A 25,811-nucleotide genomic window follows, 5' to 3' on the forward strand; every position below is an offset into this window, starting at 1 on the left:
AATTCCGAAGAGAATCATCTACCGGTGTTTCTGAAGTTGCTGAAGAAAAGAACTCCCAGCAGAGGACCTGCCGCGAGTACCAGGAAAATATATTGCTGTGATAATAGTTGTTGACTTATGCTTACCATCTGAATGCTCAGGATAGTGATCGCATATCCCATAGAATTAACCAGAGTGAGCGCTGTGCCTCTACCTTCAGCAGGAGCAGATCTTGCGACCAATGTAGAGAACAAGGGAGAATCTGCAATTACCATCACCCCCCAGAACATGAGGAAAATCATAAAGACCGCTTCCGAAGCAAAAATGAGTAGCAAAGGAGATAAAAGACAACAGATCCCGGAAAGAATCAAGGCTGTTCTGGCCACACGGGCGACTCCAAATTTTTCAGACAAAATCCCGCTTATCGCACAGGCCAGTGCTCCGCAACCGATAATAATAAAGCTGTAAAGAGGAATGTTTGCAATACTGCCAGGGTGAATTTGATTGTATATGTTCAGGAGAAGCGGAACGAAAGCCCAGAAGGCATAAAGTTCCCACATATGACCAAAATAGCCAATGGCTGCGTTGCGAAAATTAATATTCTGGAATAAGCTTAGAAAATTGCCCGCATCGGTAGATTGCTGAGCTTTCCGAAAAGGTCCATCTGGAACCAGAATTTTGAGGAGCAGACCGCCCAGAAGCGCCAGTGCACTGGTGCTTATCATTACCACATTCCAGTCGAAATGTACGATCTGGCTGGTCGCTTTTAATAAATGTGGGAAAGCGGTTCCCAGAACAAGAGCACCTACAAGATAGCCAAGCGATCTGCCCAATCCTTTCTCAAAATGATCTGAGGCTATTTTCATCCCTACGGGATAGATGCCAGCCAGGGAAAATCCTACCAGAAATCGAATAAGTATAAGACTAGAAAGACTATGCTGTTCCAGAACTGTGGATACATTAAAAATGGAACCCAGGATGGCGCAAAGAAAAAATACCTGTGTTGGGGAGTACCTGTCTGAAATCTTTAAAAAAGCAAATAACAGCGTGCCTAATATAAATCCAAATTGTACGGCAGAAGTGAGCAGGCTTAAGGCGTTGGAGGATAAATTAAAAGCTGAAATTAGCTCCGGCATTACTGCATTTCCAGCAAACCATAGTGAAGTACAGCTGAATTGCGCAAAAACGATAACAGGTAATATCCGGGAAGGTGCTTTCAAGAATGAAAAATTTGCTTACTGGATATTACCTGTTTCATTTAATCTCGCTGAGGTAGCTAATTTAATCTTTTAATACCTTATCTGGCATGGCTACAGCCTCATCTTTCAGATATTTGTCTAGAAAAGCAAGTATCTGCCGGTAAGCCTTTATTTCGTTTTCCTTCTTAATAAAACCGTGCCCTTCATCAGGGAAAACCATATATTCAACCGGAATATTATTTGCTTTTACAGCTTCCACAATTTCATCAGATTCAATTTGCAAGACTCTCGGGTCATTAGCTCCCTGTAAAACCATAATAGGATTTTTTACATTTTCAGCATGAAAGAGAGGAGAGATCTTTTTAAGCCTGATAGAATCATTGGTCGTTGGGTCGCCCAGTTCTTCGTAAAGAGCCTGCCTGAAAGATTCCCAGTAGGGAGGAATGGATTTTAGCGTTCGCAACCAGTTGGTCACCCCAAAAATATTAACTCCAACTTCAAATTCTTCGGGCTGAAAGGTCATCGCGGCCATGGTCATATATCCACCGTAACTACCCCCAATAATACCAATTTGATCTGCATTAATATAGTCCTGGGATGCGAGCCACTTCTTCCCAAAGATCACATCCTGAAGATCTTTCTCTCCGTGGTTTTTGTCATCCATTTTATAAAAGCTCGCGCCATATCCACTGCTACCTCTGTTATTTACTGCAAGGACTGCGTAACCGTGGTTCACCAGGTATTGGAGCAGGGCAGAGTAACCTACCCGTGACTGGCCTCCCGGTCCCCCATGTACCCAAACCAGGGCCGGTTTTTTATTGGTCGGAGCAGCACCAAGTGGTTTGTAATAAATCGCCGGAATTTCCAAACCATCGAAACTCTTATACCTTACTACTTCTGCAGCTACCAAATCATCAGGATCTATCTCGGGATTCAACGAGCTGGTTAATTTTTTAAGTCCTTTTGTTTCGATATTATAAACGTAAATATTGTTAGGGGTTTTAGAAGTCCCAACAGTAAGCCTTAACAGGTCTTCACTCTCAGAGAATGAAGCAGATACGATATTTCCATCTTTAATCTCAGGCAGCTCCATAGGACTCTTACTGGCATTTTTCCAAAGGATCAATTTATTGGTCCCATCCTCGTTGATGGCTATAACTCTATACGTATCATTTTCACTAAGGCTGCTGTACATCACATCCCAGTTAGTTTCATAAAGAACGGCAGATTCGTTGTTCTGCAGGTCATAAGACATTAAACGGCTAAACTCACCGCCCTGGTTGGTTGTATAGTACAGTTCTGTCTCCTCTTTATTAAAACCTGTGCCTGTATAGCTGTATCCAGGTTTCGATATTTCGGTTAATTCCTCTGTTTCTGTATTCAGTAAAAACAACTGGTTTTCACTGGTTGTGATTTCTTTGCTTAATACCAGATATTTTCCGGAGGCAGAAATATCAGACACCGAGTAAGCTTTATCATTTTTATACAATAGCTCAGGTTCCCATTTACCAATTTGCATGGTGTAAACATCGAAGAACTGGGGATCGCGCTTGTTCGATATATAATGCATGGCAGACTTATCCTTGCTCCAGCCAGCGAACTCTACCTTCTCATTTTCTCCAGGTGTAAGATCAATGGAGCTACCGTCGGGTTTAAGCAAGTAAAGATGGTTAATTTCATTGCCTCCTTTATCTGCGGAATAGATAATATCAGAAGATCCTGGAACATAATCCACGGCAAATAAAGACTCGTTTTGTGAGTTAGTAACGGCAGTTTTATTACCATTTGAAATAGTTATTTCATATAGGTTGAATATTCCAGACTCATCGCTGCTTATCAGGATTTTTGATTCATCTGGAGAGAAACTTCCACCCGCTACCCGGGTGTTTTCATAGAACTGCTCGATTGTGTAGGTTGCAGGCTCTTGCTGTGCTTGAGAAGCCAGGAAGGTTGCAAGAAACATCATTAGAAAACCGGTCGATTTCATATTTTCAGGATTTGATTAGTCACGGTGTTGGTTATCAGTCTAATATACGAAAATTGAACCTCCAAACCGTTCGTTCTGAAAAACTATAAATGTTGCTGCTCGTTATTTGTAAGTTCGTGATGCTCATTACCGGTATGCTTAGTGGCTGTAGGTTCGAATAACATTACTTCCACCTCATTTTCAGCGACCGGTTTATGCTCAACACCCTTGGGAACTATGATAAATTCACCAGGATGCAGCGTTACTGAACTTTCTCGAAATTCAATCTTAAGCACTCCTGAAATAACCCAGAATAACTCGTCTTCTGCATCATGCGAATGCCAGATAAATTCGCCTTTTAGTTTGGCTAGTTTCACCTGCTGACCATTCAATTCTCCTACAATTCTCGGATTCCAGTGATCCTGGAACTGGTTTAATTTGTTCTGAATATTAACTTTTTTCATTGCTTTTGAATTGGTTTCATGAGCCATTGATAAGCGCTTCCGAAGTTCTCTTTCCATAATTTTTCGTTGTGCTCCCCATCCTGCACGAATTTTACTAACAGCTTCCTGGAATCAATGCCTTGAGCCAGTAGCAGTTTCTGCATAGCTTCTACCTCTTTAACCATGGAATCTGATTCCCTTGTTCCCGCCAGGATATAGAATTTTTGATCGTTCGAAATTTCAGATCTTTTTACCTTTTCGTAGATCTCCTCGCTAAACCAGAAACTGGGAGAGAACACTCCAACTTTACTGAAGGTTTCAGGGAATTCCAGGGCTGCATAAAAACTAATGAGTCCGCCGAGTGAAGAACCAAAAATCCCTGTATTAGCCTTATCTGCCTTTGTACGATAGCTGGTATCAATATGAGGTTTAAGCGTGAACCTGATAAAATCCAGATAATTTTTTCCATTCCCGCCCCCATACTGCTCATTGGAATATGGGGTAAGTTCTGAGATCCTGGCATCGCCGCCATGCTCTATCGCTACAATGATTGCCTTTTCTAAATGTGTAGCATCCAGAAATTCATCTACCTGCCACTCACCAGCATACGCAGTAGAATCATCAAAGACATTCTGCGCATCGTGCATATAAAAGACCGGATATCTTTGGTCATTCTTGTTGTAATCATCTGGAAGGTAGATCCATATCTTTTTGTGACTATTTAATTGCGGAGCCTCAATTTCGAATGTTCTAACATTTTCAGAGCTTGTGCTTTGAGCCACTAGAAAGGTATGGCAGAGAGTACTTAAAAACAGAAGAAAAAATGGGTTTTTCAAAATAGTGTATTTAGTGCTGATCAAAAATACATTTTAAGCGCTAATTTTCAAGATCGCAGTCAAAACAGGCGAGTTGGGAAGAACTAAGTTCCAGCTTTTCAGACCCTTTCAGTGCCTCGGTGAGTTTGCCCTGTTGCTGGATTTGCTGGAAGAACTGTGCGGCATATTCAGGGAGCTTGTCTCTGCGGCTCTTTAGTTTTTCAGATATTTCTTTTTCATCCAGCTTCCGAATCTGTTCTGGCCATACGTTGAAAGCCTTGCTAATTGTTTGATCGCTCAATTTCTGCTGAAGTTCTTTCGCTTCCTGAACAAACATTTCTTCCGAAGCATTTAAAAGAAAATATCGGTCGAAAGGATAGACCAGTCCGGGCATATGGTCGATCTCTTTTTCGAATGGGCGTACCAGTGGCTCAATATTTTTATTAGTAATTATGGAAGGAATTAGTCCTGAAATATTGAAAAAAGCATTGTCTCTATCGCCGGCTACAGGGATTGCGATTTTTCCACGATCAGACTCCTGTATCGCCCAGCCCCATTGTTCTGCATGACGATCCCAGTCGCCAATGAGCAAATCGAGCAATCTTACTTTGATCAAAGCTTTCTGATCTATTGAAATATCCTTCTTTTTTTCAAACTTCAATTTCTGCAGATCCTTTGTTTCAAAGATTTCCGAAACATTTTTTAAGCTCGTCCAGTTCGCTTCACTCTCAGTTTCATATTCCAGTAAAAACAGCCGGTTCCAAAATTTCTGATTATAATCGCCCAGAATTTCCTGTTTTGGAACAAAGATCATTTCTGGATGAGTATGAAGGATATTGAGTTCCTGAGCTATTTCAGCAGCGAGTAGGGCCGCATAGGGATGTTGGGCAGATATCCCATCCACAATGATATTTTCGAGTCCGAGATCTTCCGCGATTTCTGGGATGAGTTTTTCCGGATCCTTGGTAACACTACGCAAGGTATAAGTAATATGATCCTTTGTACGTAACTTTAAGGAATGCGTTTGCTTGCCGCCACCTTCTTTAATAATCTCCACACCGCCGTGTAGGCTGTCCAGAAATACCACGGGAAATTTCACTTGCGCAGACCACGCATCTCTATAATTACTTCCCTGAACAAGTTCCTTCAAGATGTTGCCTTCATACAGGGTGCTTGGAGCAATAAGGACAGAGTCGTGATTTTTGAAATCAGTGGATTCAAGCTCTTCTTTATTTACAATGGTGCAGGTATCGAATGTATCCCGGTTGCCGGAAACAGATAAATAGACCAATCCAACAATGGTCACCAAAGTACCCAGTAAAACGATCAAAACCTTCTTCATAGAGCTTGTAGCTAGAGTGAATAAAACTAAGTTATTCCACGCGTAAAATTTCAGCTAAAAGCGTTATAAATATGGTAAAATCCAGCAGGGAATGTTATATTGTTTTTGAATGGCCTGCTTTTCAGAATAAAAGATTTTCAGGATGCTTGATGAACAGGAGCTTCTGTATAAAATCTCTTTTTCAGCCAGAAGGAAACCCTCACCAGTAAGATCAATGCCGGTACTTCTACCAGTGGACCAATGACTCCAGCGAAGGCCTGACCGCTATTTAAACCGAAAACAGCGATCGCAACAGCGATAGCCAGCTCGAAGTTATTTCCGGCAGCCGTAAAGGACACGGAAGCATTTCGTTCATAATTGGCACCCAGTAATTTGCTCGCAAAAAAGCTGATAAGAAACATCAAACAGAAATAGATAAGTAAAGGAACGGCGATAAGTAATACATCGAAGGGAATCTCCACGATCAAACCACCCTTTAAAGAGAACATCAGGACGATGGTAAATAATAAGGCGATGAGAGTAATGGGTGAAATTGCCGGAATAAAACGTTCCTCATACCAGGATTCTCCTTTAAATCGAACTAAAATCACCCGGCTTAAAATCCCCAGAAGGAAGGGAATTCCGAGGTATATCAGGACGCTTTCCGCAACGCTTTCAATGGAAATATCTACGATCGCAGAGTCAAACCCGAATAACGGAGGAAGCCAGGTTATGAATACCCACGCGTAAAAACTGTAGGCAAATACCTGGAATATACTGTTTAGGGCTACGAGAGCAGCGCCATATTCAGTACTTCCTTCTGCAAGGTCATTCCATACCAGTACCATTGCGATACACCTGGCCAGTCCAATAAGTATAAGCCCGATCATGTATTCCGGATGATCATGCAAAAAGGTAATAGCTAAAAAGAACATCAAAAAAGGTCCAATGATCCAGTTGAGTACAAGAGACAGGCTCAGGATACGGACGTTCTTAAAAACTTTTGGCAGCAATCGATATTTCACCTTCGCCAGAGGTGGATACATCATCAGGATCAATCCAATAGCCAGCAGCCAGTTAGTAGATCCAGAACTCATGGCGTTAATTTGTTCCGGAATTTCAGGAATCAGGTTGCCAAGCAGAACTCCAACGGCCATGGCTAGAAAGATCCACAGGGTTAGATTTTTATCCAGGAAGTTGAGCTTTTTAGTCATTGGATATTGCGTTTTTAAAGGCGTAAAGCATTTCAGAGCCTATTTGATCACTTCGTTCCATATATTTTTCTTCCATCTCTGGCGTGTTATCAAACTCTTTAGGATCCTGATAATCGAGAGGTATCCGGGCTTCGGCACCTATTATGAATGGACAGTTCTCATCTGCATGACTACAGGTCATCACAGCAGCGAAATTTTTGTCTGGATTGCCGGCATCGTTATAAACCTTTGAATAAAAATTGTTCGAACTCTCTCCGGTATCTACCGTAATTTCAGGATTGTTTCCAGAATTTTGCTCTGTTCTGAAGCCAGAATTCTTTAGGGTTGAAACTGCCTGAGTAAAAAAGGCAGTTGCTTCCGTACCTCCTGAAAAAAATTGGGCCGGCACCTTGAAATGATCTGACGCTGCCATCGCCCAGGCCTGCGCTAATTGACTTCGCCTGGAATTATGGGTGCAGATGAAATTGAGTTGTAAGGGTACTTCTGTATTTACTTTTTTTGAAATAAATTCGATTAAAGGTTGTAGCACCTTCTTTCTCTCTTCGGAAATTTCAAAGCCTTGAAGCTCGGTGATTTTAGAAACAAGTTCTGGATAAATCTGATTCATGATAATGGATTAACAGCAACCTGAATTAGGAGAGCATTGATTTTGAGACAGGTTTGCCAATTTTACTTTAGGTTTTGATTCTGGAATGCCACAATTGTCTTTTGCCAGACAATCTGTTTGCGTGTTTAAAAGCAGAAATCTTTCGCCATCGAAGTCTAGATGGTATTTATTGATGCTTTCTCCCTGATATTCTACTTCGATCTCTTCATCTCTTAAGTTTAGCTGCTCTTCAGCAATCGATATGATCTTCATCAATTTTTCGGGATGGAGCTGGTGATCGTAATCCTCTGCTTCCCATAGCTGAAAGGATATCTTACGCTCGTTTCGAAGTACACCACCGCAATCGATAAAATTTTTGCGAATGCTACCCACTTCGGTCACATGAAAATGCGAGGGCACAAGTTCTCCGTTGGGAAGTTGAAAATAGAGCCGGTTTAATTTTGTAAGTTCTTTTTTAAATTCTGATAAATGCATAATATTCAGTTTATCGTAATATTACGATGTTAAAATTCAAATTTTTTTAGCAGCAGTCCTTTGGTTCAAGTGATTTCAGGCTGTCGAACAACACATTTAATAATTGCTGGATCTTATACCAGTTGGTCGCATCTATACAGTAACTTACAGAAACCCCTTCAATAGAACCCTGGATAATTCCTGCGTTTTTCAACTCGCGGAGGTGCTGACTAATCGTCGCCTGCGCAAGACCAAGTTCATTGACCAGATCACCATTGATACATCTGTTGGATTTCAGAAGATATTGCAGAATCGCAATCCTGGCAGGATGAGCAAGGACTTTTGCGTAGCAAGCCAGTTCATTTTGTTCTTTGGTAAATAGATTAGTCTTGGTAACTCCCATTTGATATAAATATATTGCAATATTACGATGAATTTAATTCTACACCAAATTACTATTGGATTTGAGTACTCCTTCTATTCTAAACTTCAAACCTTAAGGATTTTAAGAAATTGTCCCGAATTCTACTCTTAAAATTGGTTAATTATCATAAAGCCAACAAAGCCTTAACTCGTGATTAGCAGTGTTTACTGGCATTCGTGTGTAATTTAGAATAAAATTACTACAACAGTCATGAAAACTTCTATACCATTACTGCATTACTTAAGTGTTATTTCCGTAGTCCTTTTAATGTCCTGTAACTCGAATCCACAAATTCAGGAACCAATTGAGGAACCGCATTCTAAAAATACTGCGATGAAGAATCCATTAATTAAGAAGGAAGCAAAGATTTTTCGAAAAGAAGTGCAATATAAAGTGGATTCGTTAGAAACTCGAGAATCTATAGATAGTCTGGTAAATAAATATAATGATGAGGAGTTAAAAACAATTCTTGCGATCAATCGAGTGGAAAAAAACAAATTACGTCCTAATCGTCCTATCATTATTCCAGAATGTGCTGCGGAAGAATTCAATAATTATAGTCCGTTTCCTGAAGATCTGCAAGAGTTGCAGTGTGTGCCAAAGACCGTGTTAATCAATAGAAGGGTTCAGGCGTTCGGACTTTACGAACATGGGGAGCTGATCAAGTGGGGTCCGGTAAGTACAGGAAAAAGTTCTACTCAAACCCCAACTGGATTGAACTATGGAAACTATAAAGCCAAGAGAAAAGTTAGTACAGTAGATGCTTCGTGGATCTTACCTTACTATTTTAATTTTATGAATTTTGAAGGAGTTGGAGTTCACCAGTATGCGCTGCCAGGGTATCCCGCAAGTCATGGTTGTGTTAGATTATACATGGATGATGCCAAATATATTTTTGACTGGGCGAACATGTGGGAACTGGAAAACTCCAGTATTGAAGCCAATGGAACTCCATTTATGGTTTTTGGAAAATATGATTATTCTGCCAATAAACCGTGGTTGGATCTTACTCAAAATATGAAAGCAAACGACCTTACGCAGGAAGAACTGGATACTATTAGAGAATATGTAAGCGATTACCAGGAAGATCCAAAGAACTTTCACAATATTGTTTCGAAAACAAAGGATGCTGAATTAGCCGACGCATAAAACTTAGTTTTCATAAATTAGCCGGTAAAGATTATTTCTATGATTAGTAATAAGTTTTACCGGTTTTTTTATGTTCTGTTCATTGCTGTTACAGTAACAGGCTCTGCCCAGGAGATAGAAGTTATAGTAAGAGCACAGGCGGGAGATGCAAAATTTATAGGTTCTTCCATTGGAGGTGCAAAAATTCTGATCAAGGATGCCTTAACCAATGAAATACTATCGGAAGGTATAACCAGGGGAAGCACAGGAAATACAGATAAGATCATGAAAGAACCCCACCAGCGAGGTGAGCGTTTAACCGATGAAAAGACGGCGGGTTATAAAGCTATAGTAACGCTTTCTGAACCAAGGTTTGTGACCATAGAAGCATATGCACCCTGGAATAAAAAGCAGGCTCGTGTCATGTCAAGCACACAGTTATGGTTGCTCCCTGGGAAGAATATTACCGGTGATGGAATTATCCTGAAAATACCTGGTTTCGTGGTGGATATTGTTCATCCTCAAACTCACCAGAAGTATTCCAGTTCAGAAATTGAATTTAAGGCGAATATCGTAATGATGTGCGGATGTCCAGTCAGTAAAGGAGGCTTATGGGACGCCAATCAATATGAAGTGACTGCGATCATCAAAAGTGAAGACACAAAAAACCTTACGGTACAGATGAAGCAGGAGGGAAGGTCGAGCAATTTTACTGGGAAATTGAATCTGGAAAAAGGTTCCTATGAATTGATCATACAGGCATTCGATCCTGTAACTGGTAATACCGGATTGGATCGTACAAATTTTATGGTTGACTAAATTCTGCCAGTCCAAGCTCAGCAATCGTTCTTAGAACGCCGTATTCATTATTGTCATGACTGGTTACGAATTTACTGGCCTCCTTCACTTCCGGATGCGCGTTTTTCATAGCATAACTATATGCTGAAACCTTCATCATTTCCAGATCGTTCAGGTAGTCTCCAAATACCAAAGTTTCTTCCTCTGTAAAATTCATTTCTTTCTGAATTCCTTTGATGGCGTTTCCTTTGTTCGCATTCAGAGCGGTAATATCAATAAAGATTTTTGCCGCGATAGCGATCTTAAAACGGTCTGTATAATCCACAAAATGCGGATAAGTATGATCTTCAACACCGTTAAAATTGCAGTAAGTTACTTTCAGATAGGTATCATTAACCTTCGTTAGATCTTCGACGACCTTCAGGCGTTCATAGAACTGAGAAATATGATCCAAGAACTCCTTATCATTAGTTTCAACATAAGCTGAATCCTTTCCGCAAAGCACCACGTAGGTATCTTCCAGGTCCCGACCCATATTGATAAAATTGATCGCAGCATCCTTTTCTATAGAATTTATATAAAGCTCTTTTCCTTTGTAGGACACGTAAGTGCCATTCTCTGCAAAGAACATGGTACGATCTTTAATTCTCTCGAATTTGCTTTCGAGGTTATAGAACTGGCGGCCGCTGGCAATGGAAAACTGGATGCCCTTGGCACTAAGCTCTTCTTCCATTCTCCAGAAATCCGGATGGATTTCATGCTGGTCATTTAAGAGGGTTCCATCTACATCGGTCACTATAAACTTGATCATATCTGTAAATTTTCAGGTTGCAAAAATACCTTATTAAAAATGCCTTGCCTGTAATTTTATATTAATTCTGAAAAGTTCATAATCAAACACTTATAAATTTTTATTTAAAATTATTCTAAATAAGGTTTTCAAAGTGGAATTCACTTAGTATGTTTGCGTCACTATTTATATCAAGTCTAAATAAAATTAATCTGATGAATTATAAACTACTACTACTACATTTTATAATCCTTTCCGGGTATGCTGCAACTGCCCAGGAATCCGGTAATATCAAAGGAAAAGTGATCAATACGAATGGAGATGCAATTTCAGCAGCGAATGTAGATGTTCAGGGTGCAGGAGTTGGAACCGAAACCGATATGGATGGCATTTATAGTATCGAGAACCTTCCCGAAGGTCGCTATTTACTCAGGATATCCTATGTCGGTTATAAATCAAAAGAACTAGCGGTATCTGTAGGTGCAGGTGCCACCACCACTATTCCGGATATCGTACTAAAAACTGCTGAAGAACAATTGCAGGAAGTTTTAATTGAAGGGAATAGAAATGCTAATAAATATGATCGTTCCAGAAGTGTCTATGTTTCTAAATTACCTCTGGAAAATTTAGAAAATCCTCAGGTTTACGATAATATAACGGCAGAATTGCTGGAAGAACAGATTATTACCAGTTTTGATGACGCATTAAAAAATAGCTCTGGGATCACCAAGTTGTGGGAATCTACAGGAAGAGGCGGCGATGGTGCAGGTTACTATTCGCTAAGAGGTTTTCCGGTTCAGCCCACTATGGTTAATGGATTACCGGCTCTAACCAATGGTAGTCCAGATCCCGCGAATATTGAAAACATTGAGATTATAAAAGGGCCTTCCGGTACGTTGTACGGGAGTAGCCTTATCTCCTACGGAGGTTTGATCAACATTACTACAAAAAGGCCATATGAATATTTTGGAGGTAATATTACGTATACGCTGGGAAGCTTTGGACTTAACAGGGTGGCGGTAGACGTCAATACGCCATTGGATGAAACAGGAGATGTAGCACTGCGAGTGAACTCGGCTTATCAAACCCAGAACTCTTTCCAGGATGCGGGATTTGCAAAATCATTTTTCTTCGCACCGTCTTTAAGTTACCGTGTGAGTGACAGGCTATCTTTTTTAATCAATACTGAATTTTATAGCGGGGAGTCTACGAATCCTGCCATGCTGTTTCTAGATAGGGGAGCGCCACTAAGAGTTACCGATATTTCAGAATTAAACTACGATACCAACAGGTCTTACACGAGCAATGATCTTACTCTTAAAAATCCTACCTATAGTTTACAGGGCCAGATGAACTATAAATTGTCTGATCACTGGACTTCTCAAACGGCAATTTCACGAGGAAATTCGAGGGCCAATGGTTATTACTCATATCTCTACGAAACAAGCAGATTCTATGAAGGTCTGGATGAAGGAGTGGCGTTTACAAGGTACATGAACAATCAGAATTCGACCACCCTTACTACAGATTTTCAGCAGAATTTTATTGGGGACTTTGAAATCTTCGGAATGAGAAACAGAATGGTAGCCGGTCTGGATTATTTTCAGCGGGAAACTATAGACAATGGAACCGGTTATGTGGCAAATGGGAATATTTATATAGGAAATGCTGACTTGCAGAACGTAAACGAAAGCGTTTTTAACATTGCTGAAGAGTCAAATTATATTACTAATGGAGACAGTGGTATTCTATCAACTGCAGCAGTTGATGGTCTGTTAGCCAATATCAACCGCAACAATAACACCGTTAAAGAAGATATTTACAGTGCGTATGTCTCGAACGTTTTGAACATTACGCCGGCTTTATCTGCCATGGCCAGCTTAAGAATTGACCAGTTCGAAAATGACAGCAATAGCCAGACCGCACTTTCTCCAAAATTCGGGGTTGTATATCAGCCAGTAATAGACCAGGTTTCCATTTTTGCCAATTATATGGATGGTTTTAGTAACGTGGCACCTTCAGAAGTGATCGACCAGGAAACCGGAGAGACGCGTAGAATTACTTTTGAACCGGAGCATGCTTCACAGTTCGAAATTGGTACTAAACTGAACTTTTTCGATGACAAACTTTTTGCAACCTTGAGTTACTACGATATTCAGGTGGAAAATATCGTTCTGGGTAACGGCATTAATGTCAATCAGGATGGAACTCAGTATAGTCGTGGTTTTGAAGCCAGGTTAACTGCAAATCCAGTAGAAGGATTGCACCTAGTAGCAGGTTTTAGTCACAATGACAGCGAGGTAACCGAAGCTTCTGAAAATGATGATTTCCTCGGAAGAAGACCTGAATCTGCGGGGCCTGAAACATTGGCTAACCTCTGGGCGAGCTACAGATTCACTTCTGGTATAGCTGAAGGATTCGGTCTTGGTTTTGGTGGAAATTACGCGAGTGATAATATGATTTTTAATCGCAACACGGCTGGGACATTTACACTGCCCTCTTACACGGTACTAAATGCAGCTGTTTTCTATGATGTCGACAAGTTTTCCATCAACCTGAAATTGAATAATCTTACCAATCAGGATTACTTCAATGGCTGGTCAACCATCAACCCACAGGCACCGAGAAATTTTGCTGCGGCGCTTACCTATAAATTTTAGAATTGAATTAGCCCGAGATCACTATTGTGGTGATCTCCATTTTTGATATGATGAAAAAAAAGCAACGAAAAAATACACTTAGAAAGTGGGCAGGCAGACTACACTTGTGGTTAGGCTTGATAACCGGACTCATTGTTTTTATTGTAGCAATTACCGGTTGTATTTACGTCTTTCACGATGAAATTAAGGATGCACTGTATGATTATCGATTTGTAGAAAAGCAGGATTCCGGTTATTTACCACCTTCAGAAATTAAAGAAATCGTTCAATCCAGATATCCCGGAACCACCGATGATTTTGTGCTCTATGCCGGGCAGGACAGGCCGGTGGCCGTATATGGAGTATACCAGGAAACTCCGTTTTACTTTTACCTGAATCCATATACCGGTGAATTTTTGTACTCTCAGAATTTTACCACAGACTTTTTTGAGATCGTAAAGGCATTGCATATGTATCTTCTGTTACCTGAGAAAATTGGCAGGCAGGTGGTAGGTATTTCAACGTTGATCTTTATCCTGATGATGATCACAGGAGTTATATTATGGTGGCCTAAAAAGCTGAAGAATTTAAAGAAGAGTCTTCAGGTTAAATGGAACGCTCGCTGGAGAAGACTTAACTATGATCTTCATAACATCAGCGGCTTCTATCTACATATGCTGGCCATCATTGTAGCGATTACTGGTCTATATTTCTCTTATGACTGGATGAAGCAGGCGATTTATTTTGCAGGAAACTTAGGTGAAGATGTGGAAAGTGATCACCATATTGAAAATATTGTTCAGAAGCCTGAAATTTCAGAAGATCCCATAGATATTGCTTTTTTTGAAACCCTGGAAAAAGCGCCTGGTCATGAAATGTATTTTGTGTGGACAGAGGGAGACCATCACCCCGTAGTAACCGGTGCCTATACCGAATCTCTGGACTACGACCATCAGTCCAACTATTATTTTCATCCACAGTCGGCCGAATTGCTTCAGGAACAACCTTATGAATCTAAAAGTACAGGATTAAAACTACAGGAAATGAGTTACGGTATTCATACAGGGCAATATTTTGGAATTACCGGTAAAATTGTGGCATTTATCCTGAGCCTATTTGTAGCAAGTTTACCAATCACAGGATTTGTGATCTGGTGGGGAAGAAAAAACCGGGTGAAGCATCTCACCCGGTGATATTTTTAAAATAATAGTGCATCTACAATCGCTCCTACAATTGCAATAAGAATCGCTAACCAGAGGCTTGGCAGAAATCCTTCAGTTTTAAAATCTGAACTTAACTTGTCTGCAATCTCAATGACGATCGCATAGGCGACCACGCGGGTTATAAAGCCCAGACCAAGGAAATAGAAAATTCCAAGAGTGGCAATATTGAGAACTGCCGTGAGCAACCAGCTTAAGAGAAAGCTCAGAACTCCAATGATAAGCGCAACGATGATTGCAGATTTAAAGCCATTCAGATGGACTTTGCTCAGGAATTTTGCAGCAATCAGCAGGACAACTGCATCCAGAAGAATATGGATGATCCATTGTAACATAATTTTGGTTTTATAGTTAGTTGATACGAATATACTTAAAAAAGCTTCAGATCAATCTTTGGAAGCATCTAGCCTGTAGTCCATGGTTCTGGGCTCCTTTTTAAGCAAAACTTCCCAGAGAGCCTTGATATTTGCTAATTTCTCTCTCTGCTTAAGTCTGTACTCGGTCTGGTAAGCACGCTGATCTGCCGTAAACCCGTAATAGTTGAAGCCTAATTTCTCTGAAATAAATAGTGCCCTGGGTAGGTGAAACTTTTGCGTGACCACCGTCGCGTCTTCTATCTTAAAGAGCTTGCCCGCCCTGTACATGCTGTCATAAGTATCCAGTCCTGCGTGATCTGAAGTTATTTTGTTTTCAGGAATACCACGTTCCCGTAGATAAAAAACAATGGCAGCGATCTCGTTATAATCTTCAGTCCGGTGATCGCCGGTTACATGAAAATTGTTTACTTTTTTATTCCGGTATAATTTGATGGCAGTATCCACACGATCCTTCAGGATAGGAGACAGTTTTCCATCGGAGTGTACACTGGCACCAAGAATGATGACCGTCTCACGGGCAGGTATTTTAGAAATTTCAGAATAGATATCTTCTGAAGTGTGTCTCAAGAAAATGGCTTCAATCCCCAGAATGGTGAAAATGACAAGCACAATTCCAATGACAGAGAATAAGATGAATTTTTTAAGTTTTTTCATTTCTCTGGATAAATAGAAGGTCGAAGATAGCCATAAATAATTGGATGTATCAGATTATTCGATGGCTAACGTAATTGTTCTTTTCATCATTGTGTACCTTTGCATTTCAAGATCATATTATGAGTAATTTAAAAGCGCTGAACTGGCGTTATGCCACTAAAAAATTTGATAATTCCAAAATGCTTTCCGAAGAAAAACTGGAAATCCTCAAACATGCATTTAATCTAACAGCCACTTCTTATGGTTTGCAACCTTTGAAAATGCTGGTGATCAGTAACAAGGAAATACAGCAGCAGCTTACAGAATTCTCGATGAACCAACAGCAGGTAAGTACCGCTTCTCATGTTCTGGTGATCTGTACTGAAAAGAATATCGATGAAAATTTCATAACCGGTTATTTTGATCGTGTCAAAAATCTAAGAGATACTCCGGATGAGGTCCTGAGGCCATTCCACAATTTTCTGGTGGATGATTTTAAGAATAAGGCGATCGAGGAAATTGAAGCCTGGGCACGTAATCAGGCATATTTGGCGTTAGGTACACTTTTGACGGTGTGCGCGAGTGAAGAGATCGATGCCTGTCCCATGGAAGGTTTCGAACCGGCTAAATATGACAATTTTCTAAAACTTGACGAACAGAATTTAAAGTCGGTTCTGGTTCTTCCGGTAGGTTATCGGGCTAAAGATGACTTCTTTTCAGAATTAAAAAAGGTACGTCGCCCACTGGACGAAGTGATTATCGAACTCAATTAATATTCAACATATTCTTTGATCTCAAGCCCATAACCAATCATTCCAACTCTTTTGGTTTGCCGAGAATTTGATAATAGTCTGATCTTATGAATCTCGAGGTCATGCAGGATCTGGGCTCCAATTCCAAAATCCTTATTATCCATTTTCACTGGCGGAGCTTTGATCTCTCCCTGTTTCTGACTTTCTTTTAACTCTGATAGCCTGGATAATAGGTTTGGAGACGGGTTGGCCGGATTGATAAAAACAATCGCTCCACGACCTTCATCATTGATCGCTTTGAACATTCCATCCAGTTTTTTATCTGCATTATTGGTTAAAGTTCCCAGAATGTCGTTATTAACCATGGTCGAATTTACTCTCACCAGAATATCTTCATCTGTTTTCCAGGAACCTTTGGTAAGAGCTATATGAACCTGGGAATTCGTAGTTTGCTTGTAGGCTCGAAGTCTGAATTTCCCAAAGCGAGTATCCAGCTCAAAATCTTCTTTTTTCTCGATAAGACTATCGTGCTGCATTCTGTAGGCAACAAGATCTTCAATACTTACAATCTTTAAATCGAATTTTTTAGCGACTTCCAGTAGCTGAGGTAATCGAGCCATGGTCCCATCTTCATTCATAATTTCCACGATGACTCCGGCAGGTTCAAAACCAGCAAGTCTGGCAAAATCGATGGCGGCTTCTGTATGCCCTGTTCTACGCAAAACTCCGCCTTCCTTGGCTTTCAGCGGAAAAATATGACCAGGTCTGTTAAGATCCTGAGGTTTAGTTTCAGGATCTATCAGGCTTTTAATGGTTTGAGCTCTGTCTGAAGCAGAAATTCCCGTGGTGACACCTTTTCCTCTAAGATCAACCGAAATCGTAAAAGCGGTTTCCATAGGATCGGTATTGTTACCAACCATCATTTCCAGTTTGAGATCATTGCATTTTTGCTCGGTCAAAGGCGCGCAAATGAGTCCGCGTCCATGCGTAGCCATGAAATTGATCATCTCTGGAGTAACCATTTCTGCAGCGGCTAGAAAATCACCTTCATTTTCCCGGTCGATATCATCTACTACAATGATCACCTTACCGGCGCGAATATCATCAATAGCTTCCTGAATGGTATCTAGTTTGACCTGATACTGGTTATTTTCTACCTCTGCCATAGTTACAAATTTATGGCTGCAAAGATATTTATTATGATTTACTTTTATTCCGAATCGCTCCGGCTTTTTTGAAGAGTTTTTTGATTGGATCTGTAATGCTGTCGAAAACAAGCAATCCCTGGTCTGTTGTAGCTCTGTAAGTAAGAAATACACCTAACGGCAACATGATCCAGGTTGGTAACCATGTGGCCACAAATGCAGGTACACTACCATTTTCAGCTGAATTCTTAGTGAAGATTCCAATAAAGTGATAGGTGAGAAATAGCAGGATCGCAACCACTATGGGCAGACCAATTCCACCTTTTCTAATGATTGCTCCAAGCGGTGCTCCCACAAAAAACAGGACGATACAGGCAATTCCAAGAGCATATTTCTCGTGCAGAGCGATCTCAAACTTGTTGATTTGTTTCACATTGTTCTTAAATTCCTGCTTCTGCATTCCCAGGTGCGCGATGGCGCTGTTCACTGTTCCCAGGGCCAGGTTGGAAATTTGAGCTGCATCATAAGTATTGTAATGCGTTAGAATACTTTCTTCGCTGGAAACAACTGTATCCTTAGGTTTTATGTTATTCTGAAGGTTCGTGATGCCCGAGCGATCATACATATTCGACTTAAGACTGGCGAGTTTTGTATTATAGTTGACTGAAAATGAATCGATACTCTCACTTAATTCTGAAATTTTCAGCATTCCATGAGAGGAATTATAGTTTTGATCCTCCAGGTCTACATTATTGAAATCGGATAAATCAATGTTGATGATATATTCATCAAAGTAAGTTTTTGTAAAAGGCTTTCGTTTTCTTTTCTGGTAATCTGAAGGAGTCACTTCATCATAATAGTTTCCCTCTTTTAGAATAAGGGATAATACATCTGAGTTGGTACTTCCAACTAATTCACCTTCCCTTGCCTTGATCACCGTAGTATTCCCGCCATTTTTTTCTTTTTGATGAATAATCACATCAGTTAGATATTGATCATTCTCACCACTCTTTTCCTCTACTTTAATGTTGAAGGTCCCAATGTCATTAAATATACCTTCAGATATTGCCATTGCGGGCTTCAATTGCGCAATATTCTTCCGAAGATTGATGGATTTAAATTCTGCCGCGGGAATCACATTATTGGCAAAAAAGAAAGCCGTAAGACTTACCAGCACTATAAATACCGTCAAGCTGCGCATGGCACGACCCAGAGAAATGCCCGAAGATTTCATCGCGGCAAATTCATAATTTTCAGCAAAAGAGCCAAACGTCATGATGGAAGTAAGCAGGATCGTGAGCGGTAATACCAGTGGCACCAGCTTTGGTGAAAAATAAAGTAAAAACTTCAGGATCACCTCTGTATCCAGATCTTTACCAGCAAGTTCACCTATGTACAGCCAGATCGTCTGGAGCACAAAGATGAACATCAGTATTATAAAGACCGAGAAAAATGTTTTTAAAAAGCTGGTAAGTATGTACCGGTCGAGTATCTTCAATTTAGTCTAGTCTATTGATATAATAGTCGCTATATCTAGCTTCGTTAAAGGTAAATAGATTTTTAGCAAGTGGTTGATTGGTCTTGAAACTTTTTACTGTGATCGTCACCTTGGTACCATTGTCCTGAGTCTGGATCATATTGTAAATATGTTTGGTTTGGGTATCGATCCCAAGAAGAATGTTCTTGATCTCTGCTTTGCTGTCTTTTGGAGTAAGCTTTACATATTGGATCTCCCTGCCTTTTACATTTTGGGTAATATCCATTTTGTAATTATAACCTTCTTTGTAAAAAGTAAACATCTTGGACGGGGTGATACTGTTGCTGTCCTCCTCCACATAATTGGAGATATTGATCTCTTCGTCTTCAGGAATGATCGTGTAGATCTTCTTCCCATCAAACATCTGGGTAGTTCCCATTAGATTAAGCAAATACTTGTCTCCATCTATACTTACATCCCCACGAGTTTCCTGGCTTACGTTTTCTGCTTGGTTTTCAAGCGCGTACTTGAACTCTATGACCATGTTGTCGTAGTTCTTCACTTTTGCTGAAACTTCGTTGAGCAACTTCTGGGCCTTCGATGTTTCCTGTGCCTGTACCCCGATACTGAGGATAGCCGCCAAAATAAATACGATTTTTTTCATTGTAATTTTTTTAGTCTGGTTTTTCATTTAGTAATTGATCTAGCGCTACCATATCTGTTATTAAAACCTGTCGTGCTTTGCTGCCCTCAAATGGACCAACAATGCCTGCGGCTTCCAGTTGATCTATTATTCTACCGGCACGATTATAACCAAGTTTCAATTTACGCTGAAGCAATGACGCCGAACCCTGCTGGGCGGTCACGATCACTTCGGCAGCCTCACGAAACAGCTTGTCTCGCTCGCTCACATCTATATCAAGTCCTGTGCCACTTTCCTCGCTTTCGTAAGCAGGAAGCTGGTGCGCATCGGGATAGGCTTTTTGCGAACCAATGAATTCTGTAATCTTATCCACTTCAGGAGTATCAACGAAGGCGCATTGAAGTCTTTTAAGCTCATTTCCCTGGGTAAACAGCATATCTCCGCGACCAATCAATTGATCTGCTCCCTGGCTGTCCAGAATGGTTCGGGAATCTATCTTCGAAGTCACTCTAAAGGCAACCCGGGCCGGGAAGTTGGCTTTAATAATACCTGTGATCACGTTCACCGAAGGTCTCTGGGTGGCAATGATCAAATGAATTCCAATCGCACGGGCAAGCTGGGCCAGCCTGGCAATAGGCGTTTCTACTTCCTTTCCAGCGGTCATGATCAAATCTGCAAATTCATCTACTACCAGTACGATATAGGGAAGAAATTTGTGTCCGTCGTTAGGATTTAATTTCCTCGCTTTGAACTTCGTATTATACTCTTTTAAATTACGACACATGGCGTCTTTTAAAAGATTGTAACGATCATCCATTTCGATACATAAGGAATTGAGGGTATTGATCACCTTCGTATTATCAGTAATGATCGCTTCCCCGTCATCTGGAAGTTTTGCGAGGTAGTGGCGCTCGATCTTGTTGAACAGCGTTAGTTCCACTTTTTTAGGATCTACTAGAACAAATTTTACTTCTGCCGGGTGTTTGGAGTACAGCAGCGAGGTTAGAATCGCGTTCAACCCGACAGATTTTCCCTGTCCTGTGGCACCAGCCATCAGCATATGCGGCATTTTAGCAAGATCTACGACAAAGGTTTCGTTGCTGATCGTTTTACCCAGGGCAAGTGGCAACTCCATCTCTGCTTTTTGAAATTTGGGAGAAGCGATCACCGAACGCATGGAAACGATGCTGGCATTCTTATTTGGCACTTCAATACCAATGGTTCCTTTCCCTGGAATAGGGGCAATGATCCTGATTCCAAGCGCAGAAAGTGATAAGGCAATATCGTCTTCGAGATTCTTGATCTTGGAAATACGAATACCGGCTTCAGGAACGATCTCATATAAAGTTACCGTAGGACCTACCGTTGCCTTGATCTGTGCAATTTCGATCTTATAATTCTTTAGCGTATCAACGATGCGATTCTTGTTTTCTTCCAGTTCTTCCTGGTTGATCGTAATTGTACCGCCATAGTCCTTAAGCAGTTCGATCGTTGGGAATTTATAGTTCTTCAGCTCAAGAGTTGGATCAAATTCTCCAAAATCTTTTACAAGTTTATGGCTTAGATTATCTTCTTCTTCCTCTTCAGGAGCAGCTTCAACTTCCATGGCCACATTATCATCTACCACCGGAGCTTTTACTTCCATCTTCGGAATTGCATCCGGAGTTTTCTTTTTCTCAGGCTTAGTTTCGGGTGTGCTGCTTAGATTGACCTCTGTAGCTTTTTCTTCACTTTTTGGTATAACTACCTCTTTTTTCCATTCCAGTTCTTCTTCAGTTTCTGAAACTGTTGCCTGATGCTTTTTCATGGCAGTTTCGAGCTCCCGTTTTCCAGTGTTGAAATAGGATCCAATAAGTTCGGGAGTAAGCTTCAGTCGAATGGCCAGGTATGCAATTAAAAGAAACAACATTAATAATATACTTCCGAAGAAGCCAAGGTAATCCTGTAAAAAATCGTTGGTTTCATAACCAATTCTACCTCCCAAAAGTGCATTTTTTTCAGCAAAATAACCTAAGACAATAGAGATCCACACCATCACGAGAATCCCCCAGAACCAGTATTTCCTCAACATGGAAATTTTATATCCAAGAAATAAATAAATACCGCTCAAAAAAATGAGAAAAGCGATAGAGAAGGAAGCTAGTCCAAAGCCTTTGTAGACAAAGAAATCACTTACCGAAGCACCAAATTTACTAAGCCAGTTCCTGGCTTCCACATCACGATTAGCCAGTTCCTGAAGAACGCTCTGGTCTGCCTGCCAGTTAAAAAGAAATGAAATAAAAGCAACTATAAGTCCTAAACCAAAAAGCATAAGAAAACTTCCAAGCACCACCTTTTGCTGCCGGTTAAGACTAAAAGATAATTTGCTGGTTTTCTTAGTGGTTTTCCTGGTCTTCGGTTTCTTTTTGGCCATAGGTAGGTTGACGAATTTCGGCAAAAATACAAATTAGCCTTCTTCAAATTAAGTAAAAAAAACTTCAATTTTCAAAGTTGGCTCCAATACAGGTTGTAAACGCCTGGTTTCGCTAATTATTCTTTAAGTAGGCTAGTAGTGCTGTTGTAAATTTATCGAAAGCTTCGATATGCGGTAAGTGTCCGGTATCAGGAATTTCTACCAGTTTTGCATTCGGTATTCTGCTTGCGGTAATTTCGCCGAGTTCATCGTATAATCCCATGCTTGCTTTTACTTCCTCACTTACCAGGTTTTTGCCTAAGGCTGTTCTATCCCGGGTTCCAATGATCAATAATGTAGGCATCTGCAAGTTTTCAAACTCATAAACTACAGGTTGGGTAAGGATCATATCGTAGGTAAGTGCCGCATTCCAGGCTATTAAAGAATAGTTCTTATTTAAGGTCCAGCCAGCGAGTAGTTTGGCCCATTTCGCATAATTTTCATTCCATTCGCCGGCATAATAATTTTTCTGCTGGTATGTTTTGATGCTTTGATAATCCTTTTGCAACTCCTGTTCGTACCAGTCATCTATACTTTGGTATGGAATCTTGGTTTTCCAGTCTTCCAGGCCTATTGGATTAAGTAATACCAGCTTACTGGTAAGTTCAGGGTACATTAATGCAAGACGCGTGGCAAGCATGCCTCCCATAGAATGACCAACGATGGTGGTCTTCGTTATCCCAAGGGTGTCGATAAGCATCTTGATGTTTTCTGCGAGTTGCTGAAAGGTATATTGAAAATGTTCTGGTTTACTGGACTTTCCAAATCCTATTTGATCAGGTACCAATACATTATAACCAGATTTTTGGAGAGTATCTATCGTATTTTGCCAATAGGCACCATTAAAATTCTTACCATGCAGCAAGACTACAGTTTCACCATTTGGATGCTCCGCTTCTATATGCATATAAGCCATAGAATAGGTGCTTTTCTGAATCTTAAGTTTGAGAAAATCTACCTCGTAAGGATATTCGTAATTCTTAAGATCTATGTCTAACTCCTGTAATTCCTGAGTCTGCACAGTAAAAACGCAAAACAAACAGACAATGAGTTTTAGAAACTGCTTCATAATAATAGCTCTTTAACTGCTTAGATAAGGAAAATAGATAAAGCCAGCGATGATAATTGCGATCATCGCAGCTATAAATACAGCACCCGCAGCAATATCCTTGATATGCCCGATCTTATTATGAAAATCTGGGTGAACAAAGTCTGCCATGGCTTCCATGGCCGAGTTCAATCCTTCTGCAGACATGACCAGGCCAATGGCTACGAACTGGAACATCCATTCGGTTCTGGTAATATCAAAATACCAACCTGCGATGCAAACCAATATTGAAATAACAAACTGCACCTGTATGCTGGCTTCATGTCGAAGCAGCAGTAGCGCACCTTTTAAGGCGTATCCTCCTCCTCTGATTCTTTTTCCGAGGAAAGTGTTTTTCATTATAACAGGGTTTTCAGCGCAGCAAGATAATCTGGTTCATCTTCGATCTTAGGTACCTGCTGGGAGTGTATTACTTTGGCGTCTTCATCAAGAACTACCACTGCTCGAGATAATAAACCTTCAAAAGGACCATCTAGAATTTCAACACCATAGTCTTTACCAAAATTTCTATCTCGAAAATCAGATAAATTTACGACCTGGTTCAGATCTTCATCGCTTACGAATCTTTGTTGAGCAAATGGCAAATCCCGGGAAATACAAAGTATTACGGTATCTTTCAATTCTGAAGCTCTCTTGTTGAAGTTGCGCACTGAAGTCGCGCAAACTCCGGTATCAATACTTGGAAAGATATTGAGAATAACTCGCTTTCCTTTAAAATCATCCAGGGTTCCAATCGAAAGATCAGATTTAATCAATTCAAAATGAGGAGCTTTCTCATCTAGTGCTGGAAGTGAGCCGTATGTAGTTACCGATTCTCCACCAAGTTCAATCTTTGCCATTTTTATACATGTATTAGATTGCTAAATTTATAGGATTGTCCTTCGGTTATTACTAAAATTATCATAAAACAACAAAAGCTGTTTCACAACGAAACAGCCTTTGAATATGAATTCATGTCAACTAAGTTATTTGTCTATTGACCCTAAAACTTTTTTGACAAAATTGTTAGCGGCATCTCTCTCTGGAGTACCATCTTCAATCATTTTATGAACTTCTACAGCTCCACACAGATTGGTAAGCAATTCTCCGATCACATCCATTTCTTCTTCAGAAACTGAGCGGTGTTCAGTAAAACTTTCAAGAACATCGATCGTGTTCTCTAACTTGCTTACATCGTTGTTTCGCTGTAAATGTTTAATTACTGGTAACTTCATCTACTAAGCTTTTTAACTGGTCAAACTTATTGGTTTGAACCTGATTTTTAAAACTTCCATTTTTAAAAGTTGCAAATGTTGGAAGGTTATCTACTTTCGCTAGTTTTCTTGATTCCGGATACTTTTCAGCATCAACAAGAATAAACTGTGCATTTTCATGCTCTGCAGATAATTTTTTGAATTTTGGTTTCATCAATCGGCAGTTGCCACACCATCCAGCCATATACTGCACAACTACAGTATCGTTAGCATTTACAATTTCATTTAAGTTATCCTGATCTAATTCCTTAATCATAGCAATTTTTTTAATGTTATTAACTCAGGGATACACCTTAGTTAAGGCTTAAGTATGAAGCTACACCTTCGCGGTTTGCATTCATTCCTTCTTTACCTTCTTCCCAGTTTGCTGGACAAACCTCACCTTTTTCCTGTACATGCGTGTAAGCATCGATCAATCTCAAGAACTCATTTACGTTTCTTCCAAGTGGCATGTGGTTTACACCTTCGTGGAAAATAGTTCCTTCTTCATCAATAAGGTAAGTTGCTCTATAGGTTACGTTGTCACCTTCAAGGGTTACCGCACCTGTTTCCTCGTCATAAGTTTCGCTCATGATATCAAGGATATCAAGTCTTGAACTTAGGTTACGGTTGCTATCTGCAAGAATTGGGTAGGTTACACCTTCAATCCCGCCATTATCTTTTGGGGTATTTAACCAGGCGAAATGAACTTCAGGAGTATCACAGGATGCTCCTACAACCATTACATTTCTCTTTTCGAACTCTTCCATTGCATTTTGAAACGCATGTAGTTCAGTAGGACAAACGAAAGTGAAGTCTTTTGGGTACCAGAATAATAGTACTTTCTTGTTATTCTTCTGAGCCTCTTCCAAAATATTTAATTTGAAAGTATCACCCATTTCGTTCATTGCGTCTACACTAAGATTTGGAAATTTTTTTCCTACTAAAGCCATATTATTATATTTTTTAAAATTAAAAATGTTCTTTTTCTACGCT

At 40.2% G+C, this 25,811-nt stretch carries 27 protein-coding genes; 5 read left to right on the forward strand and 22 right to left on the reverse strand.

The features are described from left to right. Positions 1–14: 14 nt before the first annotated feature. The 9 genes from G529_RS0110935 to G529_RS0110975 form a co-directional block, all read right to left on the reverse strand. A complete protein-coding gene (locus G529_RS0110935; RefSeq protein WP_026915564.1) occupies positions 15–1,199 on the reverse strand; it encodes an MFS transporter in 1,185 nt (394 codons plus the stop codon). A 61-nt stretch (positions 1,200–1,260) separates the two neighbouring features. Next, positions 1,261–3,165 (reverse strand): S9 family peptidase, encoded by a 1,905-nt coding sequence (locus G529_RS0110940; protein ID WP_026915565.1) that lies wholly within the window; start codon positions 3,163–3,165, stop codon positions 1,261–1,263. Positions 3,166–3,248: 83 nt separating this feature from the next. Continuing rightward, positions 3,249–3,608, reverse strand: a complete 360-nt coding sequence (locus G529_RS0110945) for a cupin domain-containing protein (RefSeq protein WP_026915566.1) — start codon at positions 3,606–3,608, stop codon at positions 3,249–3,251. Beyond that, on the reverse strand, positions 3,605–4,423 hold the full coding sequence (locus tag G529_RS0110950) for an alpha/beta hydrolase (RefSeq protein WP_035695938.1): 819 nt from the start codon (positions 4,421–4,423) through the stop codon (positions 3,605–3,607). The genes G529_RS0110945 and G529_RS0110950 overlap by 4 nt, the downstream gene beginning before the upstream one ends. Before the next feature lie 40 nt (positions 4,424–4,463). After that, positions 4,464–5,744 carry a hypothetical protein gene (locus G529_RS0110955; RefSeq protein ID WP_035695941.1) on the reverse strand — a complete coding sequence of 427 codons (1,281 nt, stop codon included), beginning with the start codon at positions 5,742–5,744 and terminating at the stop codon, positions 4,464–4,466. A gap of 137 nt (positions 5,745–5,881) precedes the next feature. Then, positions 5,882–6,937, reverse strand: coding sequence for an ACR3 family arsenite efflux transporter (gene arsB, locus G529_RS0110960; protein ID WP_026915569.1), 1,056 nt, complete (start codon positions 6,935–6,937; stop codon positions 5,882–5,884). Beyond that, positions 6,930–7,544: a low molecular weight phosphatase family protein gene (locus tag G529_RS0110965; protein WP_026915570.1), complete on the reverse strand. Its 615-nt coding sequence runs from the start codon at positions 7,542–7,544 to the stop codon at positions 6,930–6,932. The genes arsB and G529_RS0110965 overlap by 8 nt, the downstream gene beginning before the upstream one ends. Before the next feature lie 9 nt (positions 7,545–7,553). Then, positions 7,554–8,018 (reverse strand): DUF6428 family protein, encoded by a 465-nt coding sequence (locus G529_RS0110970; RefSeq protein ID WP_026915571.1) that lies wholly within the window; start codon positions 8,016–8,018, stop codon positions 7,554–7,556. Between the two features lie 46 nt (positions 8,019–8,064). Further along, a complete protein-coding gene (locus G529_RS0110975) occupies positions 8,065–8,400 on the reverse strand; it encodes an ArsR/SmtB family transcription factor (protein WP_026915572.1) in 336 nt (111 codons plus the stop codon). Positions 8,401–8,631: 231 nt separating this feature from the next. Between G529_RS0110975 and G529_RS0110980 the strand changes: the two genes are divergently transcribed. Together G529_RS0110980 and G529_RS0110985 are read left to right on the forward strand one after the other, a co-directional pair. Continuing rightward, positions 8,632–9,570 carry a L,D-transpeptidase gene (locus tag G529_RS0110980; protein ID WP_026915573.1) on the forward strand — a complete coding sequence of 313 codons (939 nt, stop codon included), beginning with the start codon at positions 8,632–8,634 and terminating at the stop codon, positions 9,568–9,570. A 39-nt stretch (positions 9,571–9,609) separates the two neighbouring features. Further along, positions 9,610–10,368, forward strand: a complete 759-nt coding sequence (locus G529_RS0110985; RefSeq protein ID WP_026915574.1) for a hypothetical protein — start codon at positions 9,610–9,612, stop codon at positions 10,366–10,368. Here the strand turns inward: G529_RS0110985 and G529_RS0110990 are convergent. Further along, a complete protein-coding gene (locus G529_RS0110990) occupies positions 10,355–11,158 on the reverse strand; it encodes an HAD family hydrolase (RefSeq protein WP_026915575.1) in 804 nt (267 codons plus the stop codon). The two genes, G529_RS0110985 and G529_RS0110990, sit on opposite strands and share 14 nt — an antisense overlap. 194 nt (positions 11,159–11,352) lie before the next feature. Here G529_RS0110990 and G529_RS0110995 point away from each other — a divergent pair, with 194 nt between their 5' ends. Together G529_RS0110995 and G529_RS0111000 are read left to right on the forward strand one after the other, a co-directional pair. After that, the gene (locus G529_RS0110995; protein ID WP_026915576.1) at positions 11,353–13,797 is read left to right on the forward strand and encodes a TonB-dependent receptor; all 2,445 of its coding nucleotides are present in this window, start codon (positions 11,353–11,355) and stop codon (positions 13,795–13,797) included. A 50-nt stretch (positions 13,798–13,847) separates the two neighbouring features. After that, positions 13,848–14,969: a PepSY-associated TM helix domain-containing protein gene (locus G529_RS0111000; protein WP_026915577.1), complete on the forward strand. Its 1,122-nt coding sequence runs from the start codon at positions 13,848–13,850 to the stop codon at positions 14,967–14,969. A 5-nt stretch (positions 14,970–14,974) separates the two neighbouring features. Here G529_RS0111000 and G529_RS0111005 read toward each other — a convergent pair whose 3' ends face one another. Both G529_RS0111005 and G529_RS0111010 read right to left on the reverse strand, forming a co-directional pair. Further along, positions 14,975–15,331, reverse strand: a complete 357-nt coding sequence (locus G529_RS0111005; RefSeq protein WP_026915578.1) for a phage holin family protein — start codon at positions 15,329–15,331, stop codon at positions 14,975–14,977. A gap of 51 nt (positions 15,332–15,382) precedes the next feature. Further along, positions 15,383–16,027: a SanA/YdcF family protein gene (locus G529_RS0111010; protein ID WP_026915579.1), complete on the reverse strand. Its 645-nt coding sequence runs from the start codon at positions 16,025–16,027 to the stop codon at positions 15,383–15,385. A 119-nt stretch (positions 16,028–16,146) separates the two neighbouring features. On the opposite strand from G529_RS0111010, the gene G529_RS0111015 reads away from it, so the two are divergent. Beyond that, a complete protein-coding gene (locus tag G529_RS0111015) occupies positions 16,147–16,779 on the forward strand; it encodes an NAD(P)H-dependent oxidoreductase (protein ID WP_026915580.1) in 633 nt (210 codons plus the stop codon). Here G529_RS0111015 and ribB read toward each other — a convergent pair. The 10 genes from ribB to G529_RS0111065 form a co-directional block, all read right to left on the reverse strand. Then, positions 16,776–17,924, reverse strand: a complete 1,149-nt coding sequence (ribB, locus tag G529_RS0111020) for a 3,4-dihydroxy-2-butanone-4-phosphate synthase (RefSeq protein WP_026915581.1) — start codon at positions 17,922–17,924, stop codon at positions 16,776–16,778. The two genes, G529_RS0111015 and ribB, sit on opposite strands and share 4 nt — an antisense overlap. 31 nt (positions 17,925–17,955) lie before the next feature. Next, the gene (locus tag G529_RS0111025) at positions 17,956–19,401 is read right to left on the reverse strand and encodes an LptF/LptG family permease (RefSeq protein ID WP_084509776.1); all 1,446 of its coding nucleotides are present in this window, start codon (positions 19,399–19,401) and stop codon (positions 17,956–17,958) included. A 1-nt stretch (position 19,402) separates the two neighbouring features. Next, positions 19,403–20,044 (reverse strand): outer membrane lipoprotein periplasmic chaperone LolA1, encoded by a 642-nt coding sequence (lolA1, locus tag G529_RS0111030; RefSeq protein ID WP_026915583.1) that lies wholly within the window; start codon positions 20,042–20,044, stop codon positions 19,403–19,405. A 10-nt stretch (positions 20,045–20,054) separates the two neighbouring features. Further along, on the reverse strand, positions 20,055–22,436 hold the full coding sequence (locus G529_RS0111035; RefSeq protein ID WP_026915584.1) for a DNA translocase FtsK: 2,382 nt from the start codon (positions 22,434–22,436) through the stop codon (positions 20,055–20,057). 112 nt (positions 22,437–22,548) lie between these two features. After that, positions 22,549–23,544, reverse strand: coding sequence for an alpha/beta fold hydrolase (locus tag G529_RS0111040; RefSeq protein ID WP_026915585.1), 996 nt, complete (start codon positions 23,542–23,544; stop codon positions 22,549–22,551). 12 nt (positions 23,545–23,556) lie between these two features. Further along, on the reverse strand, positions 23,557–23,922 hold the full coding sequence (locus G529_RS0111045; protein ID WP_026915586.1) for a diacylglycerol kinase family protein: 366 nt from the start codon (positions 23,920–23,922) through the stop codon (positions 23,557–23,559). Continuing rightward, a complete protein-coding gene (gene tpx / locus G529_RS0111050; protein WP_026915587.1) occupies positions 23,922–24,422 on the reverse strand; it encodes a thiol peroxidase in 501 nt (166 codons plus the stop codon). Before tpx ends, G529_RS0111045 begins: the two co-directional genes overlap by 1 nt. 126 nt (positions 24,423–24,548) lie before the next feature. Next, positions 24,549–24,797: a DUF6952 family protein gene (locus G529_RS0111055; protein ID WP_026915588.1), complete on the reverse strand. Its 249-nt coding sequence runs from the start codon at positions 24,795–24,797 to the stop codon at positions 24,549–24,551. Then, entirely contained in the window at positions 24,778–25,092 is a 315-nt protein-coding gene (locus G529_RS0111060) for a thioredoxin family protein (RefSeq protein WP_026915589.1), read from the reverse strand. The genes G529_RS0111055 and G529_RS0111060 overlap by 20 nt, the downstream gene beginning before the upstream one ends. Positions 25,093–25,129: 37 nt before the next feature. After that, positions 25,130–25,768, reverse strand: a complete 639-nt coding sequence (locus tag G529_RS0111065) for a peroxiredoxin (RefSeq protein WP_026915590.1) — start codon at positions 25,766–25,768, stop codon at positions 25,130–25,132. Between the last annotated feature and the right edge of the window lie 43 nt (positions 25,769–25,811).

Source organism: Christiangramia portivictoriae DSM 23547 (assembly GCF_000423045.1).
Taxonomy (GTDB): Bacteria; Bacteroidota; Bacteroidia; order Flavobacteriales; family Flavobacteriaceae; genus Christiangramia; species Christiangramia portivictoriae.